The organism is Venatorbacter sp. C2-1, assembly GCF_022832715.1.
GTDB lineage: Bacteria > Pseudomonadota > Gammaproteobacteria > Pseudomonadales > Oceanobacteraceae > Venatoribacter > Venatoribacter alkanivorans.
In genome coordinates this window covers 2,708,971-2,722,915 of sequence record NZ_CP094879.1, presented here as the reverse complement: position 1 = coordinate 2,722,915, position 13,945 = coordinate 2,708,971, and the positions used below count along the sequence as shown (strand labels likewise).

Genomic DNA, 13,945 nt, shown 5'->3' with positions numbered 1-13,945 from the left:
GGGTAATCCCGATTTATTATGACAAAGGTCACTAAAGCTGTAATCCCCGTTGCCGGCCTTGGAACCCGTATGCTCCCTGCCAGCAAAGCCATTCCCAAAGAAATGCTGACACTGGCTGATAAGCCGCTGATTCAATATGTCGTTAATGAATGCGCTGCTGCGGGCATTTCCGAAATTATTCTGGTAACTCACTCTTCAAAGAATGCGATTGAAAACCACTTTGATACCTCCTTTGAACTGGAGTCGACACTGGAAGCCCGTGTTAAGCGCCAGCTGCTGGACGAAGTGCGTTCTATTACTCCGAAAGGGGTAACCATTATGCATATTCGCCAGGGACAGGCTAAAGGGCTCGGCCATGCGGTGCTCTGCGCCAAACCACTGGTGGGTGACGCGCCTTTTGTCGTGGTGCTACCGGACGTGCTGATTGATGATGCCAGTGCTGATCTGGAAAAGGAAAATCTCGCGGCAATGATCCGTGAATATGAAACAACAGGCGCCAGCCAGATTTTGGTAGAAGCGGTTGCTCAGCAGGACGTGGACAAATACGGCATCGTAGATATTTCAGGGGCTGAACTTAAACCCGGCGAAAGCGCTCCGATTTCAGCCATTGTTGAAAAACCAGCGGTTAAAGAGGCGCCATCCAATCTGGCGGTTGTTGGCCGTTATGTGTTACCAGCTAGTATATGGGAAATTCTTGAACATACCGCCCCTGGTGCCGGAGACGAAATTCAGCTGACCGATGCCATCTTTACCCTGATGAAACAGGACGCCGTGAATGCGTTCTACATGACCGGTAAATCCCATGATTGCGGTGGCAAGCTGGGCTACATGAAAGCCTTTGTTGAATACAGCATGCGCCATGAAAAAGAGGGTAAAGCCTTCAGTGAGTGGATTAAAACCCTGTAATCAGGCGTGATAAATCGTAGGAGCGGGCCATGCCCGCGAACCGCTGTAATAAACCGTAGGAGCGGCATTTTGCCGCGATAAATCGCATGCGGCCCATGCCTGCTGAAACAAATCGTAGGAGCGGGCTATGCCCGCGAACCGCTGTAATAAATCGTAGGAGCGGCATTTTGCCGCGATAAATCGCAAAAGCGGACCATGCCTGCTGAAACAAATCGTAGGAGCGGGCCATGCCCGCGAACCGCTGTAATAAACCGTAGGAGCGGCATTTTGCCGCGATAAATCGCAGAAGCGGACCATGCCTGCCGTAATAGATCGCAGGAGCGGACCATGCCTGCTGAAACAAATCGTAGGAGCGGCATTTTGCCGCGATAAATTGCCGGAGCAGCATCTTTGCTGCGACCATGAGGAATCAACATGAAAATCGCCATCGCCGGTACTGGTTACGTCGGTCTTTCCAATGCCATGTTACTGGCACAACACAACGAAGTGGTTGCGGTTGATATTATTGCCGAAAAAGTTGAGATGCTTAACAATAAGCAATCTCCCATAGTCGATGCCGAGATCGAAGATTTTCTGCAGAACAAACAACTTAACTTCCGGGCGACTCTGAACAAAGAAGAAGCCTACGCCGGTGCTGAGTTCGTAATTATTGCTACGCCAACCGATTACGACCCGCGAACCAACTACTTCAACACCAAAAGCGTTGAATCGGTTATTAAAGATGTTATGGCGATTAACCCTGCTGCGGTAATGGTGATTAAATCGACCATTCCTGTAGGTTATACCAAGCGACTGAAAGAAGAGTTTGGCTGTGACAACCTGATTTTCTCGCCGGAATTCCTGCGTGAAGGTAAAGCTCTGTACGATAACCTGTACCCATCACGGATTATTGTTGGTGAGCAAAGCAAGCGCGCAGAAACCTTTGCAGGCTTGCTGAAGCAAGGAGCGGTTAAGCAGGATATTCCCGTTCTTTTTACCGACAGCACTGAAGCTGAAGCGGTCAAACTGTTCTCTAATACTTACCTGGCATTACGGGTTGCTTACTTCAACGAGCTCGACACCTATGCCGAAACCCATGGCTTAGATGCCAAACAGATTATTCAGGGTGTTGGCCTCGACCCGCGTATTGGTAACCACTACAACAACCCTTCTTTTGGTTACGGCGGCTACTGCCTGCCGAAAGATACCAAACAGCTGCTGGCCAATTTTGATGACGTACCCAATAACATTATCCGCGCCATTGTAGACTCCAATACCACCCGTAAAGACTTTGTTGCCGACTCGATTCTGCGCCGTAATCCGAAAGTGGTTGGCATTTATCGTCTGGTCATGAAAACCGGCTCAGACAACTTCCGTGCCTCGGCCATTCAGGGAGTGATGAAGCGCATTAAGGCAAAAGGTATCGAAGTCGTGGTATATGAGCCGGTACTGGAAGAAAAAGAATTCTTCCACTCCCGGGTGATTAATGATCTGGAAGAGTTTAAGAAAATTTCTGATGTGATTGTAGCAAACCGGCCATCTGCTGAGCTGGAAGATGTGGCGGTTAAAGTTTATACCCGTGATTTATTTGGTAGTGATTGACGGGGTAGGAGTCAGGTTGTGTTGCGATAAATTGTAGAGCGGTGTTGGCCGAGACTCCCTGCCAATTTCGTGTAAATATAAAAAACGAATAATCATAATGATTATGTAGAAGCGGGCCATGCCCGCGATCTCTGTCAAAGATAGAGTAATTTACAAAACGGATAAAACATTAATGAAAATTCTGGTTACCGGCGGTGCAGGTTTTATTGGCTCTGCCGTTGTTCGCCACATTATTAACGACACGAATGACTCGGTCGTAAACCTTGATAAGCTGACGTATGCCGGAAACCTGGAAAATCTGTCTACTGTTAGCATTTCTGAACGTTACTCTTTCGAACAGGTAGACATCTGCGACCGAGTTGAACTGGAGCGGGTATTTTCTCAGCATCAGCCCGATGCTGTGATGCATCTGGCAGCCGAAAGCCATGTGGATCGCTCGATAGATGGCCCCGCTGCGTTTATTGAAACTAATGTCGTTGGTACCTTGAGGTTACTGGAAGTGGCTCGCAGCTACTGGCAAGAGCTGGACGAAGATCGCAAGCGGGCATTCCGCTTCCATCATATCAGTACCGATGAAGTCTATGGCGACCTGCCACACCCGGATGATGTGGCGAATACCGAATCTGTAGGAGCGGGCCATGCCCGCGACAATAACACTGATTTACCGTTATTCACTGAAAGAACAGCGTATGCGCCAAGCTCGCCTTACAGCGCCAGCAAGGCCGGTTCCGATCACCTTGTACGTGCCTGGCAACGTACCTATGGGCTGCCAACACTGGTAACCAACTGTTCTAATAATTACGGCCCATACCACTTCCCCGAAAAACTGATACCGCATGTTATTCTGAATGCCTTACACGGTAAACCACTGCCCATTTACGGCAAGGGAGATCAGATTCGCGATTGGCTGTATGTAGAAGACCACGCCAGCGCCTTGTACCGGGTAATTGCCAAGGGTGAGGTGGGCGAAACCTACAACATTGGTGGCCACAATGAAAAACGTAACATTGAAGTGGTTCAGACTATCTGCACCATTCTGGATGATTTAGCAGCAGATAAAGCGCCAGACGGTGGGTATGAAACGTTAATTACCTATGTAAAAGACCGTCCGGGGCATGATCGTCGCTATGCCATTGATGCCAGCAAAATTGCAAAAGAACTTGAATGGCAGCCAGAAGAAACTTTCGAAAGTGGTTTACGCAAAACCGTGGAATGGTATCTGAATAACGAACAATGGTGGCAACGTGTATTAAACGGCGACTACCAATTAGCACGTTTAGGAAATAAATAATGAAAGGCATCATCCTCGCAGGTGGCTCCGGCACTCGTTTGTATCCCATCACCATGGGGGTATCCAAACAACTGTTGCCGATCTACGACAAACCCATGATTTACTACCCGCTGTCGGTGCTGATGCTGGCTGGTATCCGCGACATCCTCATTATTACCACAGCGGAAGATCAACCCGCCTTTCAACGCCTGCTGCAGGACGGTAGTCAGTTTGGTGTTAATCTGAGCTACGCGATACAACCAAGCCCGGATGGTTTAGCCCAAGCCTTTATTATTGGCGAAGAGTTTATCGGCACTGACGATGTGTGCCTGGTACTGGGTGACAACATCTACTATGGCCAGGGTTTTACCCCAAAACTGAAAGAAGCGGTTAAAAAAGCCAAAGACGGTAAAGGTGCAACAGTATTTGGTTATCAGGTAAAAGACCCCGAACGCTTTGGTGTAGTGGAATTCGACGCCAACATGAAAGCCATTTCCATCGAAGAAAAGCCCAAGAATCCTAAATCTCACTATGCAGTAACCGGTCTGTATTTTTACGACAATCGCGTTATAGAAATTGCCAAAAACGTAAAACCCAGCGACCGTGGCGAATTAGAAATTACCTGCGTTAACAACTCCTATCTGGATTTAAACGAACTGAACGTAGAACTGCTGGGTCGTGGCTTTGCATGGTTAGACACCGGCACCCACGAAAGCTTGCTGGAAGCCGCGCAGTTTGTAGAAACCATTGAAAAGCGCCAGGGCTACAAAGTCGCTTGTCTGGAAGAAATCGCCTTCAACAATGGCTGGATGAGCAAAGAACAGTTGCAACAAGCTGGTAAGTTAATGAGCAAAAATAGCTATGGCCAATATCTGCTGGCCGTTGCCAACGGTGAAGTATGAGCAATAAGCCCATTTATGTAACACAACCTTATTTGCCACCCTTGGAAGAGTTTGTGCCGTATCTGGAGCAGATCTGGCAAAACAAAGTGTTGACGAATGGCGGCCCGATGCACCAGCAATTAGAAAAAGAGCTGGCAGAATACCTGGGTGTAAACGAGGTGGTGCTGTTCAATAACGGCACCAATGCACTGTTAACCGCACTGCAAGCGTTAGACTTAAGCGGCGAGGTGATTACCACCCCGTACTCGTTTGTTGCTACCACTAACTCCTTGGTGTGGAACAACTTAACACCGGTTTTCGTCGATATAGACCCGGTAACCCTGAATCTTGATCCAGCCAAAATCGAAGCTGCCATAACCGACAAAACCACCGCCATTATGCCAGTGCATTGCTACGGCAACCGATGTGATGTGCAGGCCATTCAGACGATAGCCGACAAACACGGCTTAAAGGTATTGTACGATGCGGCCCATGCGTTTGGTGTGCAAGACGAAGGCGGTAGTATTCTTCGCTATGGCGATTTAAGCGTTCTAAGCTTTCATGCCACCAAGGTGTTTAATACCTTTGAAGGTGGTGCCATCATCTGCCACGATGAAGCAACCAAACAACGCATTAACCAGCTTAAAAATTTCGGCATCGTCGATGAAGTAACCATTAATGATGCTGGCATTAACGGAAAAATGAGCGAAGTAAACGCTGCGTTTGGTTTACTGCAACTCAAGCATATTCAAACAGCGTTATCAGCTCGACGGGCTGTTGATGAGTTTTACAGAGAACATTTAAACAATGTTCCTGGTATCAACATTCTGACCAGCACCGCAGAAACCGTACGCAACTATTCGTACTTTCCGGTATTGGTGACGGAAGAATACCCACTGAGCCGTGACGAATTATACGAAAAGCTTAAGAAAAACAATGTTTTTGCTCGTCGTTATTTTTATCCGCTAATCAGTCACTTTCCAATGTACTCCGGTTTAAGTTCGGCTAATGCGAAAAACCTGAGTGTGGCAGAATACGCTAGCAATCAAATTCTGTGCTTACCAATTTTTCCAGGTATGTCAGAAGATGATGTAAAAAAGGTGGTCTCTAATATTATGAGTGATATCTTGTGATAGCAGTAATGCAGCCATATATATTCCCATATTTGGGTTATTATCAGCTAGTGAATGTGGCTGATGCCTTTGTGCTATATGATGATGTTAACTTCATAAAAGGTGGCTATATTAATCGGAATAATATTCTTATTAATGGGGTTGCGCAGCGATTTACGTTACCAGTTCCGGGGGCATCATCCAATAAGAAAATTTGTGAATTAAGTTTCTCGCCGGATACTAAGAAAATTTTAAAAACTATAACTCAGGCATATTCAAAAGCACCATTCTATAGTGATGTGTATCCACTGATAGAAATGGTTTTGCAAGCTGAGGATCGCAGTATTACATCAGTTTGCCAGTTGGGCATCAAAAGTGTTTTTGATTACTTGGGTATTGAGAAGAAAATTATTAAGTCAACCGATCTTGCTTATGATAGAGGGGCTAGTCCAGCTGATAGGCTCATAGAAATTACCAAGTCATTTGATGACTCTGTGTATGTAAATAGCATTGGTGGTCAAGTCTTGTACGATAAGGAATATTTTGATGCGCGTGGTGTGGAACTGAAATTTTTGAAGATGAAGTCGGTTCAATACTCGCAAGAAAAAGATGAGTTCATCCCAAATCTATCAATGATTGATGTACTGATGTGGTGTGATAAATATTTTATTAAAAATCTTTTGAGTGAGTATGAATTGGTATGAATGATCTTATAGGTGCAATTGGCGGTTATTTTTCTTTAGAACTGCCAAAACCTAAAGAACATTACCATCCTGAGTTGCTGCATTTCCAGTCTGCCCGCGCGGCTTTCTATGCATTGCTGGAAGCTGGCTCGCCCAGAAAGGTATGGATGCCATATTATATTTGTGATTCCATGCTGTCGCCTCTGCATGAGATAGGCGTACCAGTAAGCTTTTACTCACTGAATTCAGACTTTTCAATAAAGGATGACATGGAATTATTGGATGATGAGTGGATCCTTTATGTCAATTACTTTGGCATATGTGGTGCAGAGCAAAATCGACTATTGAGTAAGTACCCTAAAGAACAGCTTGTATTTGACCACTCTCAGGCGTTTTTTCAAAAGCCTTTGGATTGTTTAGCGACTATTTTTTCCCCCCGAAAATTTTTTGGTGTACCAGATGGGGGGATGCTTTCAACACAGCTGAAAATACGGAATGATTTTGTTCGGGATGAATCAAGCTATGACAGAACTAAACACCTTCTGAAACGTGCATGCTTTACGGCTGAAAAAGGTTATGCTGATTATCAAGTGGCTGAATCGACCCTGCAGAATTGTCAGCCAAAGGGTATGTCCGTTTTTACCGATCATTTGTTAAAAACCATTGACTACACGACTGTAAAAGATCAGCGTAATAATAATTTCTGGTACCTGCATGAAGCGTTGGCGTCAGTGAATAAAGTTCAGATAAATAAAACGTATGTAGATGGACCAATGGTGTATCCATTTCTTACGGATAATGCTTCTCTGAAATCTGAGCTTATCCAAAAAAGGATATTCATTCCCACATATTGGCCTGAAGTTGGGCAGCGCAGTAATTCAGGTATGTTTGAGCACAAGCTTCTGGCTGGTCTTAATGCATTACCTTGTGATCAACGATATTCGGTTAAAGAAATGGATGAGATGTTAAAGGTTGTGAGTAATGGCTGAGTTGTCAGATTTGTATTGCCTGCGTGAAATGTCCAAAAAGGATGTTTCTGTTATTAATGGGTGGCGTAATGAACGATCTGTTGTTTCCTCTTTAGGTGCGCCTTTCAGGTATATCGATATCTCTATCGATGAGCGATGGTTGGATAATTACTATTCAAATAGATCCGGTGCGGTTCGGCTTTCAATATGTGATAAACACACAGATACGGCAGTTGGTGTAGTCTATCTCCTGAATATAGATTGGATTGCTCGTAATTGTGAATTTGCAATAATGATTGGTGATATAAAACATCAGGGTCGTGGTGTTGGAGAATATGCAACCAGGTTAGCAATCCAACATGCTTTTAATGATCTAAATTTGCACCGTGTTTATCTTACCCTTCTGGAAGAAAACACGCGTGCTTTTAAGTTATATACAAAGGTCGGTTTTAAGAAAGAAGGCTTGCTGCGCCATGCTGTATTTAAAAATGGTCAGTATTTGAATTTAATTCAAATGTCTGTGATTTCAGAAGAGTTCTGCGTTGAGTAAGCTACGCAAAAACATCATCGCCAACTACGCCAGCCAGCTTTACTCTGCTGGCATTGGCATTTTAATTCTGCCCCTTTACATAAAGTACATGGGTGCAGAAGCCTATGGTTTGGTTGGTTTTTTTACCATGCTACAGGCATGGTTTGCGCTGCTCGATTTAGGCTTAACCCCGACCATTGCACGTGAAACGGCTCGCTATCACGGTGGTTCCATGTCGGCATTGCACTACCGACAGCTCTTTCGTGCACTCAGTACTATTTTTGTTGGCATAGCAGTCATTGGTGGTACGGTTTTGTGGCTATTGGCAGAACCCATTGCTTACAAATGGCTCCAGGTTGAAACCCTTAGCATGAATGCGGTTGTAGTGGCCGTTCAGATTATGGCCGTTAGTGTTGCTTTACGTTGGTTGGGTGGCTTGTACCGAGGTGTTATTACCGGTTCCGAACGCTTGGTGTGGTTGAGCGGCTTCAATGCGATCATTGCAACACTGCGCTTTCCGGCAGTATTTATTACCATGTGGCAGTATGGTTTTACACCAACGGTATTTTTCTGGCATCAACTCGCCGTGGCCATTGTGGAAGTGCTCGGGTTGTATCTGATGAGTAACAAACTTAAGCCTGTAATCACCAAGGGTGAAATTATCGGTTGGAGTATACAGCCGGTTAAACCCGTGCTGAATTTTGCATTAACCATAGCCTTTACGTCATCGATATGGGTTTTGGTAACACAAACCGACAAGCTGATTCTTTCCGGCATTTTACCGTTGGCAGAATACGGCTTCTTTACCCTGGCTGTGCTGGTTGCTAGTGGGATTATGATTCTGAGCGCACCGGTAAGCACCGTCATTATGCCCCGTATGGCCAGGCTCCATGCCGAAGGGAAGCATGATGAGATGATTCAGGTCTACCGCAATGCGACACAGTTAGTGAGTGTGGTTGCGGGGTCCGCATCGCTTACCATCGCATTTTTTGCTGATCCATTGCTCTACGCATGGACGGGCGATAAACAAATAGCCAGCAATGCCGCGCCAATCCTCACGCTTTATGCACTCGGTAATGGCGTATTGGCTGTATCCGCATTTCCATATTACCTGCAATATGCCTTAGGGAACTTACGCTACCACCTGATAGGAAATCTGGTAACCGTCATCACACTTATCCCGGCTATCATCTGGGCTGCATCAGAATATGGTGGTGTAGGTGCAGGCTGGGCGTGGTTGGGTATTAATAGTTTGTACTTAATACTTTGGGTTGGGTATGTGCATCATAAATTACAGCCTGGAGTGCATGTAGGCTGGTTGGTGAAAGATATTGCAGGTATTTATGCACCAGTCATACTGCTTCTATTTCTGGCGAGTGCTTATATAAGTTATCAAACACGGCAAGAAGCATTCTTTGCCGTGGTTGCGTTTTCATTTTTTGCCATTTTCGTTGCCACAGCTTCATCTTCAGTAGCCCGCAAAGTGCTTAACCAAAAGATGTTTGGCGTTAAATTATGAGTTCAGATGTTAAAGTATCAGTTTGTATAAACGCATTTAATCATCAAAATACTATTGGTAAAACAATAGAAAGTATAGTTGGTCAAAAAACTGATTTTAGTTTCGAGGTTGTAATTTTTGATGATTTTTCGACTGATGGTACACGTTCTATTATTCAGCGTTACTCTTTTGAATATCCGGGATTGATACGCTATATATTCAAAGAGTGTAATCTTTTTTCAATTAATGGACATTTGCCATTTATTGAATGTTGGAGTGCTGCGAAGGGGCAATATATCGCATTGTGTGAGGGTGATGACTATTGGATCGACCCTTTGAAACTTCAAAAACAATATGATGCGATTAGAGAGAATGATGTTGATATCTGCTTTACTAATGCATATATGGAGTATTCTGGTGGGCGTAGGAAGGAATATTTTACGCGGCGAGAAAGTAGTAAGCATATGTCATTGAGAGAGGTTATTAAATCTGGTGGCGGCGGAATGCCAACTGCGAGCATTATAATGAAGGCAGAATTACTCAGGAATCTCCCTGACTGGTTTGTGCGCGCCCCGGTAGGAGATTACTTTATACAAATTATTGGTGCTAGAAGAAGTGGCGCTTTTTATTTAAATGAAGTCACTTGTGTTTATACAGTGTGTTCAGCCAATTCATGGACTATGCGTCGGAAAAGTATTTTGTCTGATCAAATAAAAAAAGAGATTTGTGATTACGAATACGTATTTGATTCTTTGAAAAATGAGGTTGGTAATCATCATTCATTGGATTTGGCCTTTTCAGGCGTGCTGGCTGGGAGTGCTACTCTTTCTTGTAAGTCTGGCGACTGGAGCTTGGCTAAAATGTTATTGAAGAAATCCATTGCAATGAATAATGCAATCTCTTTGAAGTACCGTCTGTTGTACCTTTTGACTATGCTTATGAAAATTATAAAATGAGAAAAATGCTCGGCTTTACTTTGTTTATACTTACTGTGAGTTCTACTTTTCAGTATGGTGATATTCTAATATCTCGTTACTTTGCACCAATGATTGGAGTTGTTTTTGCCGCACTGGTGTTTTTAATTGGCTGTGCACGTATGTCAATGTATCAAAATCAGGTTATGATTTTGCACCTTGCTTTTTATTTCTTGTTTGTATTGCTGAGTTTTTTGGGGCATTCGACAGTCGAGGAATTTGGTTTTGATTTAGTTAAGCTAGCCTTGGCTTTTTCGCTGTCATTTTTTGCATTTTATTATATATCAATGTCTGATGTTGGTGATGTGAAGGTGGCATTGAATGGTATGTTCCTATTTGTATTCTTATTTTTATTTCTAGAATCTTATGGCCGGCTATTGCCATTGCTGTCGGATCTCTCTGTTGTCAAACAAAATTTCTATCTTGCCAAAATTAACAGTCCTTTTATGGTTGACTCGAACGCAGTTGGGCTTTTTGCATTATTTTATCTCGTTGCCTATATATCTGCTCAGAACGTTCTCTCTCATGGATATTTGACTAGACTTGTCTTTTTAATAGGTTTTTCAGCTTTCATTCTTCTCACTTTAAGTCGTGCTGCAATTTTTACAAGCGTGCTTATTTTATTTCTATACTGCTGGAAATTGTTACCTAGAGTTGCTAGGTATATTGTTGGTATTGTCGGTATTGTCGCTTTTGTATATATATCTTATCTTCTTTTAGCTTTTATCTTTTCTGATGGAAGTGGCACTACAAAACTTGGCGTTTTATATAATATTCCAGAATTAATGAGGCATATTGATATTAGAGGGGTTTTGTTGGGGTTTGGAATAAATGAGGGGAACTATGTTTATTCTTACGAGGAAGGTAAATATAGTCATTTACTAATACCAATGATTATGGGGCAGTTTGGAGTTGTTGGTGTTTTGTTATATGCTTTTTTCTTTTATTTTTTAAATAAAATGGCCGAGGGAAGACTGTTTTTTCTGATTGTTACTATGTTGGTTGTTGGCTTGTCATACTTACACCCATTTCTGGAAACCATTTTTTTGGTTGCGGGTATATGTTTAGGGTTGGGGAACTTTAAATGCAAGGTTTCATAATATGAGTTCATTGGTGTTTTATTGTAATTGGGGCGTGGTGGAAAAAGGGGGTAGATTTTTTATTTCATCTATTCATTATCGATATATTCTTGCGGCAATGGAGGGTTATTGCAGTGTAATTCTTATATCGAAGAAGGGAAGTGATACTGGAGCTGATCTTATTGAACTTCCAAGCTCTGTTAATGTATTGATGTTGCCAAAATTCGGTAGTTATCTATCTGCTATAAGAAAATTTAAAGATATCGCTAAGGTTATCAGGAGTGTCTCTGTAAGCCATTATGATTCGCATTTTTATATAAGATCACCAGAGCCTTTCTCATGGCTTTTTGCCTTGTTTAGGCGAAATAATAATACGTTGGTCTACCATTTTATGTCTAATCCTGTTGAGGCAATCTTAAATAATAAATCAGATATGATTATTTTAAGGTACACCAAGTTCTTTTTGTATCTTCCTGAGTTTTTTCTTAATATTATTGCAGGCCGTATAAATAAACTGAGCTGCAATGGTATTGGTTTGTATCAAAATCTGAAGTTTTTTTTCGGATCTAGGTGCCGTGTGCTGGATGAGTCAACTCTTGAGGAGGACTTTATGTCGACTGATTTGATGTTGAAATCAGCACCAGATTTAGATAAGGATGCTAGCATTAGATTGCTGTATGTCGGTTATTTGCGTGCTGCAAAAGGAATTGACTATTTGCTTGAGGCGTTCAGCAAAGTCTTGATTCATTATCCTAATTGTAAGTTGGTTCTTGTCGGGGAGGGCGATTATAGGAGCTCTTTAAATTATAAAGTTGACCAGCTTTGTTTGTCTGAAAGTGTTGTTTTTCTTGGAAATATTCCTTTTGGTGAGCGATTATTTGATGTATATAGATCGTCAGATGTTTTCGTTTTTCCGTCTCTTTCAGAAGGGAGCCCACGTGTTGTTTTGGAAGCAATGGCATTTGGCTTACCTGTCATTGCGACTGATGTAGGTAATACTAAATATCTTCTTGAGGGAGAACGGGGTATTTGTGTTCAGCCTGCAAATGTAGATGAATTATTAAATGCAATTTTAAATCTGATACCAGATAGGTTGCTCCGAGATAAACTTAGGTATAATTCATTTGATTATGTTAAGGATAAAACCCTTGCTAATTTCTTTCGAAAATTTAAAGGTTATGCTGATGAAGCATAAATTTTTTCTGCTCTATTCTTGGTTTGTAAGAACGTTGTTGTTTTTTCTACCTGATCAGCCATCAATAATGAAATTTAGAGGTTGGATGTATGGTTTAGGTATGAATCGTTGCGGTAGTAATTTTCAGGTTTCTGCTAATGTTGTTATTAAGGGTTTGGAGAATTTCTTGGTTGGAGATGATTGTTATCTTGCTCCTGGTGTTGTTGTGAATGCAATTCAATATGTTGAACTAGATTGTCAAGTTATGATTGGGTTTAATTCAGTGCTGGTCTCAGGAAATCATTCTAAATCTAATGGCTCTTACAGATTTGGCAAATCAAGGTCTGCACCGATTTATATAGGTTTTGGCTCATGGGTTGCTGCAAACAGCACCGTTGTTGCGGGTGCATCAATTGGTTCTGGAGTTGTTATAGGTGCTAATTCTTTTGTAAAAGGTAATTTTTCTGATGATTCAGTATATGTTTCATTGATTCCAAAAAAATTAGGTGATTCATGATTTTTTCTATTGTGACACCCATATACAATTCGTCTGAATATTTGTGTTCGGCTATTGACTCTGTTATTTCACAAACATTTACTGATTGGGAACTGATTTTAATTGATGATTGTTCAGAGGATAACTCGGTCGAGTTGATAGGAAGTTACGTGAGTGTTGACTCCCGAATTAGACTAATCAGATTACCTGAAAATTCAGGTGCAGCTGTTGCTAGAAATAAGGGCATTGAGTTAGCCAGTGGTCGCTACATTGCGTTTCTAGATAGTGATGACTTATGGCTTCCTAACAAATTGGAAACTCAGCTGCAGTTTATGCAGGAAAAAAATATCGCTTTTTCTTACTCAGCCTATGAAAAAATTGATGAGCAGGGGCAGCCTTTGGGTTTGATTGGTGTGCCTGAAATGGTCAATTACAATCAGCTGTTGAAGTGCTGTGTTATCGGTTGCTTAACTGCAATCTACGATACACATAAGCTAGGTAAGGTTTATATGCCACTGATTCGAAAAAGACAAGATCTTGGTCTTTGGTTAAGGTTATTGAAAAAAGTCGATTATGCTTACGGAATTCAACAGCCCTTAGCACATTATCGTGTTCGTTCTGGTTCTATTTCTTCTAACAAAAGTAATGCTGCTAAATTTACCTGGCGCTTGTACAGAGAAGTTGAAAAGGTAAACTTCATAAAAGCCAGTTATTATTTTACTCATTACGCTGTTCGTGGTGTTTTGCGTACGAAGTTTCCACGATTAGCCCGCTTTCTTGGGGTTCTTCAATAA

At 42.5% G+C, this 13,945-nt stretch carries 15 protein-coding genes; 14 read left to right on the top strand and 1 reads right to left on the bottom strand.

Annotated elements, in window-relative coordinates:
* Positions 1-18 precede the first annotated feature (18 nt).
* The gene (galU, locus tag MT343_RS12155) at positions 19-906 is read left to right on the top strand and encodes a UTP--glucose-1-phosphate uridylyltransferase GalU (RefSeq protein WP_145470243.1); all 888 of its coding nucleotides are present in this window, start codon (positions 19-21) and stop codon (positions 904-906) included.
* Here galU and MT343_RS12150 read toward each other — a convergent pair.
* Entirely contained in the window at positions 893-1,309 is a 417-nt protein-coding gene (locus MT343_RS12150) for a hypothetical protein (protein ID WP_243989392.1), read from the bottom strand. The genes galU and MT343_RS12150 overlap by 14 nt on opposite strands.
* Before the next feature lie 11 nt (positions 1,310-1,320).
* Here MT343_RS12150 and MT343_RS12145 point away from each other — a divergent pair, with 11 nt between their 5' ends.
* The 13 genes from MT343_RS12145 to MT343_RS12085 all read left to right on the top strand — a co-directional run bounded on the left by MT343_RS12145 (position 1,321) and on the right by MT343_RS12085 (position 13,945).
* On the top strand, positions 1,321-2,487 hold the full coding sequence (locus MT343_RS12145) for a nucleotide sugar dehydrogenase (protein WP_145470248.1): 1,167 nt from the start codon (positions 1,321-1,323) through the stop codon (positions 2,485-2,487).
* 172 nt (positions 2,488-2,659) lie between these two features.
* Positions 2,660-3,778, top strand: coding sequence for a dTDP-glucose 4,6-dehydratase (rfbB, locus tag MT343_RS12140; protein WP_145470250.1), 1,119 nt, complete (start codon positions 2,660-2,662; stop codon positions 3,776-3,778).
* The gene (gene rfbA / locus MT343_RS12135; protein ID WP_145470251.1) at positions 3,778-4,659 is read left to right on the top strand and encodes a glucose-1-phosphate thymidylyltransferase RfbA; all 882 of its coding nucleotides are present in this window, start codon (positions 3,778-3,780) and stop codon (positions 4,657-4,659) included. The genes rfbB and rfbA overlap by 1 nt, the downstream gene beginning before the upstream one ends.
* Positions 4,656-5,771, top strand: coding sequence for a DegT/DnrJ/EryC1/StrS family aminotransferase (locus MT343_RS12130; protein ID WP_145470253.1), 1,116 nt, complete (start codon positions 4,656-4,658; stop codon positions 5,769-5,771). Before rfbA ends, MT343_RS12130 begins: the two co-directional genes overlap by 4 nt.
* A gap of 8 nt (positions 5,772-5,779) precedes the next feature.
* Positions 5,780-6,454: a WbqC family protein gene (locus MT343_RS12125; protein WP_145470564.1), complete on the top strand. Its 675-nt coding sequence runs from the start codon at positions 5,780-5,782 to the stop codon at positions 6,452-6,454.
* The gene (locus MT343_RS12120) at positions 6,451-7,422 is read left to right on the top strand and encodes a hypothetical protein (RefSeq protein ID WP_145470254.1); all 972 of its coding nucleotides are present in this window, start codon (positions 6,451-6,453) and stop codon (positions 7,420-7,422) included. The genes MT343_RS12125 and MT343_RS12120 overlap by 4 nt, the downstream gene beginning before the upstream one ends.
* On the top strand, positions 7,415-7,951 hold the full coding sequence (locus MT343_RS12115; RefSeq protein WP_222428597.1) for a GNAT family N-acetyltransferase: 537 nt from the start codon (positions 7,415-7,417) through the stop codon (positions 7,949-7,951). Before MT343_RS12120 ends, MT343_RS12115 begins: the two co-directional genes overlap by 8 nt.
* Positions 7,944-9,449, top strand: a complete 1,506-nt coding sequence (locus MT343_RS12110; RefSeq protein ID WP_145470256.1) for an oligosaccharide flippase family protein — start codon at positions 7,944-7,946, stop codon at positions 9,447-9,449. Before MT343_RS12115 ends, MT343_RS12110 begins: the two co-directional genes overlap by 8 nt.
* Complete coding sequence (locus MT343_RS12105; protein WP_145470257.1) at positions 9,446-10,384, top strand: glycosyltransferase family 2 protein; 939 nt, start codon at positions 9,446-9,448, stop codon at positions 10,382-10,384. Before MT343_RS12110 ends, MT343_RS12105 begins: the two co-directional genes overlap by 4 nt.
* Positions 10,381-11,502 carry a hypothetical protein gene (locus MT343_RS12100; RefSeq protein WP_145470259.1) on the top strand — a complete coding sequence of 374 codons (1,122 nt, stop codon included), beginning with the start codon at positions 10,381-10,383 and terminating at the stop codon, positions 11,500-11,502. The genes MT343_RS12105 and MT343_RS12100 overlap by 4 nt, the downstream gene beginning before the upstream one ends.
* Position 11,503: 1 nt before the next feature.
* A complete protein-coding gene (locus MT343_RS12095) occupies positions 11,504-12,676 on the top strand; it encodes a glycosyltransferase family 4 protein (protein WP_145470260.1) in 1,173 nt (390 codons plus the stop codon).
* Positions 12,666-13,172, top strand: a complete 507-nt coding sequence (locus MT343_RS12090) for an acyltransferase (RefSeq protein WP_222428598.1) — start codon at positions 12,666-12,668, stop codon at positions 13,170-13,172. The genes MT343_RS12095 and MT343_RS12090 overlap by 11 nt, the downstream gene beginning before the upstream one ends.
* Positions 13,169-13,945, top strand: coding sequence for a glycosyltransferase family 2 protein (locus MT343_RS12085; protein ID WP_145470263.1), 777 nt, complete (start codon positions 13,169-13,171; stop codon positions 13,943-13,945). Before MT343_RS12090 ends, MT343_RS12085 begins: the two co-directional genes overlap by 4 nt.

Bases quoted from the DNA above. Each gene is read 5' to 3' on its own strand.
- MT343_RS12090 (WP_222428598.1), top strand. From the start codon at position 12,666: ATGAAGCATAAATTTTTTCTGCTCTATTCTTGGTTTGTAAGAACGTTG.
- MT343_RS12145 (WP_145470248.1), top strand. From the start codon at position 1,321: ATGAAAATCGCCATCGCCGGTACTGGTTACGTCGGTCTTTCCAATGCC.
- rfbA (WP_145470251.1), top strand. From the start codon at position 3,778: ATGAAAGGCATCATCCTCGCAGGTGGCTCCGGCACTCGTTTGTATCCC.
- MT343_RS12120 (WP_145470254.1), top strand. From the start codon at position 6,451: ATGAATGATCTTATAGGTGCAATTGGCGGTTATTTTTCTTTAGAACTG.
- MT343_RS12095 (WP_145470260.1), top strand. From the start codon at position 11,504: ATGAGTTCATTGGTGTTTTATTGTAATTGGGGCGTGGTGGAAAAAGGG.
- rfbB (WP_145470250.1), top strand. From the start codon at position 2,660: ATGAAAATTCTGGTTACCGGCGGTGCAGGTTTTATTGGCTCTGCCGTT.
- MT343_RS12125 (WP_145470564.1), top strand. From the start codon at position 5,780: ATGCAGCCATATATATTCCCATATTTGGGTTATTATCAGCTAGTGAAT.
- MT343_RS12100 (WP_145470259.1), top strand. From the start codon at position 10,381: ATGAGAAAAATGCTCGGCTTTACTTTGTTTATACTTACTGTGAGTTCT.
- MT343_RS12105 (WP_145470257.1), top strand. From the start codon at position 9,446: ATGAGTTCAGATGTTAAAGTATCAGTTTGTATAAACGCATTTAATCAT.
- MT343_RS12130 (WP_145470253.1), top strand. From the start codon at position 4,656: ATGAGCAATAAGCCCATTTATGTAACACAACCTTATTTGCCACCCTTG.
- MT343_RS12115 (WP_222428597.1), top strand. From the start codon at position 7,415: ATGGCTGAGTTGTCAGATTTGTATTGCCTGCGTGAAATGTCCAAAAAG.
- MT343_RS12150 (WP_243989392.1), bottom strand. From the start codon at position 1,309: ATGGTCGCAGCAAAGATGCTGCTCCGGCAATTTATCGCGGCAAAATGC.
- MT343_RS12085 (WP_145470263.1), top strand. From the start codon at position 13,169: ATGATTTTTTCTATTGTGACACCCATATACAATTCGTCTGAATATTTG.
- galU (WP_145470243.1), top strand. From the start codon at position 19: ATGACAAAGGTCACTAAAGCTGTAATCCCCGTTGCCGGCCTTGGAACC.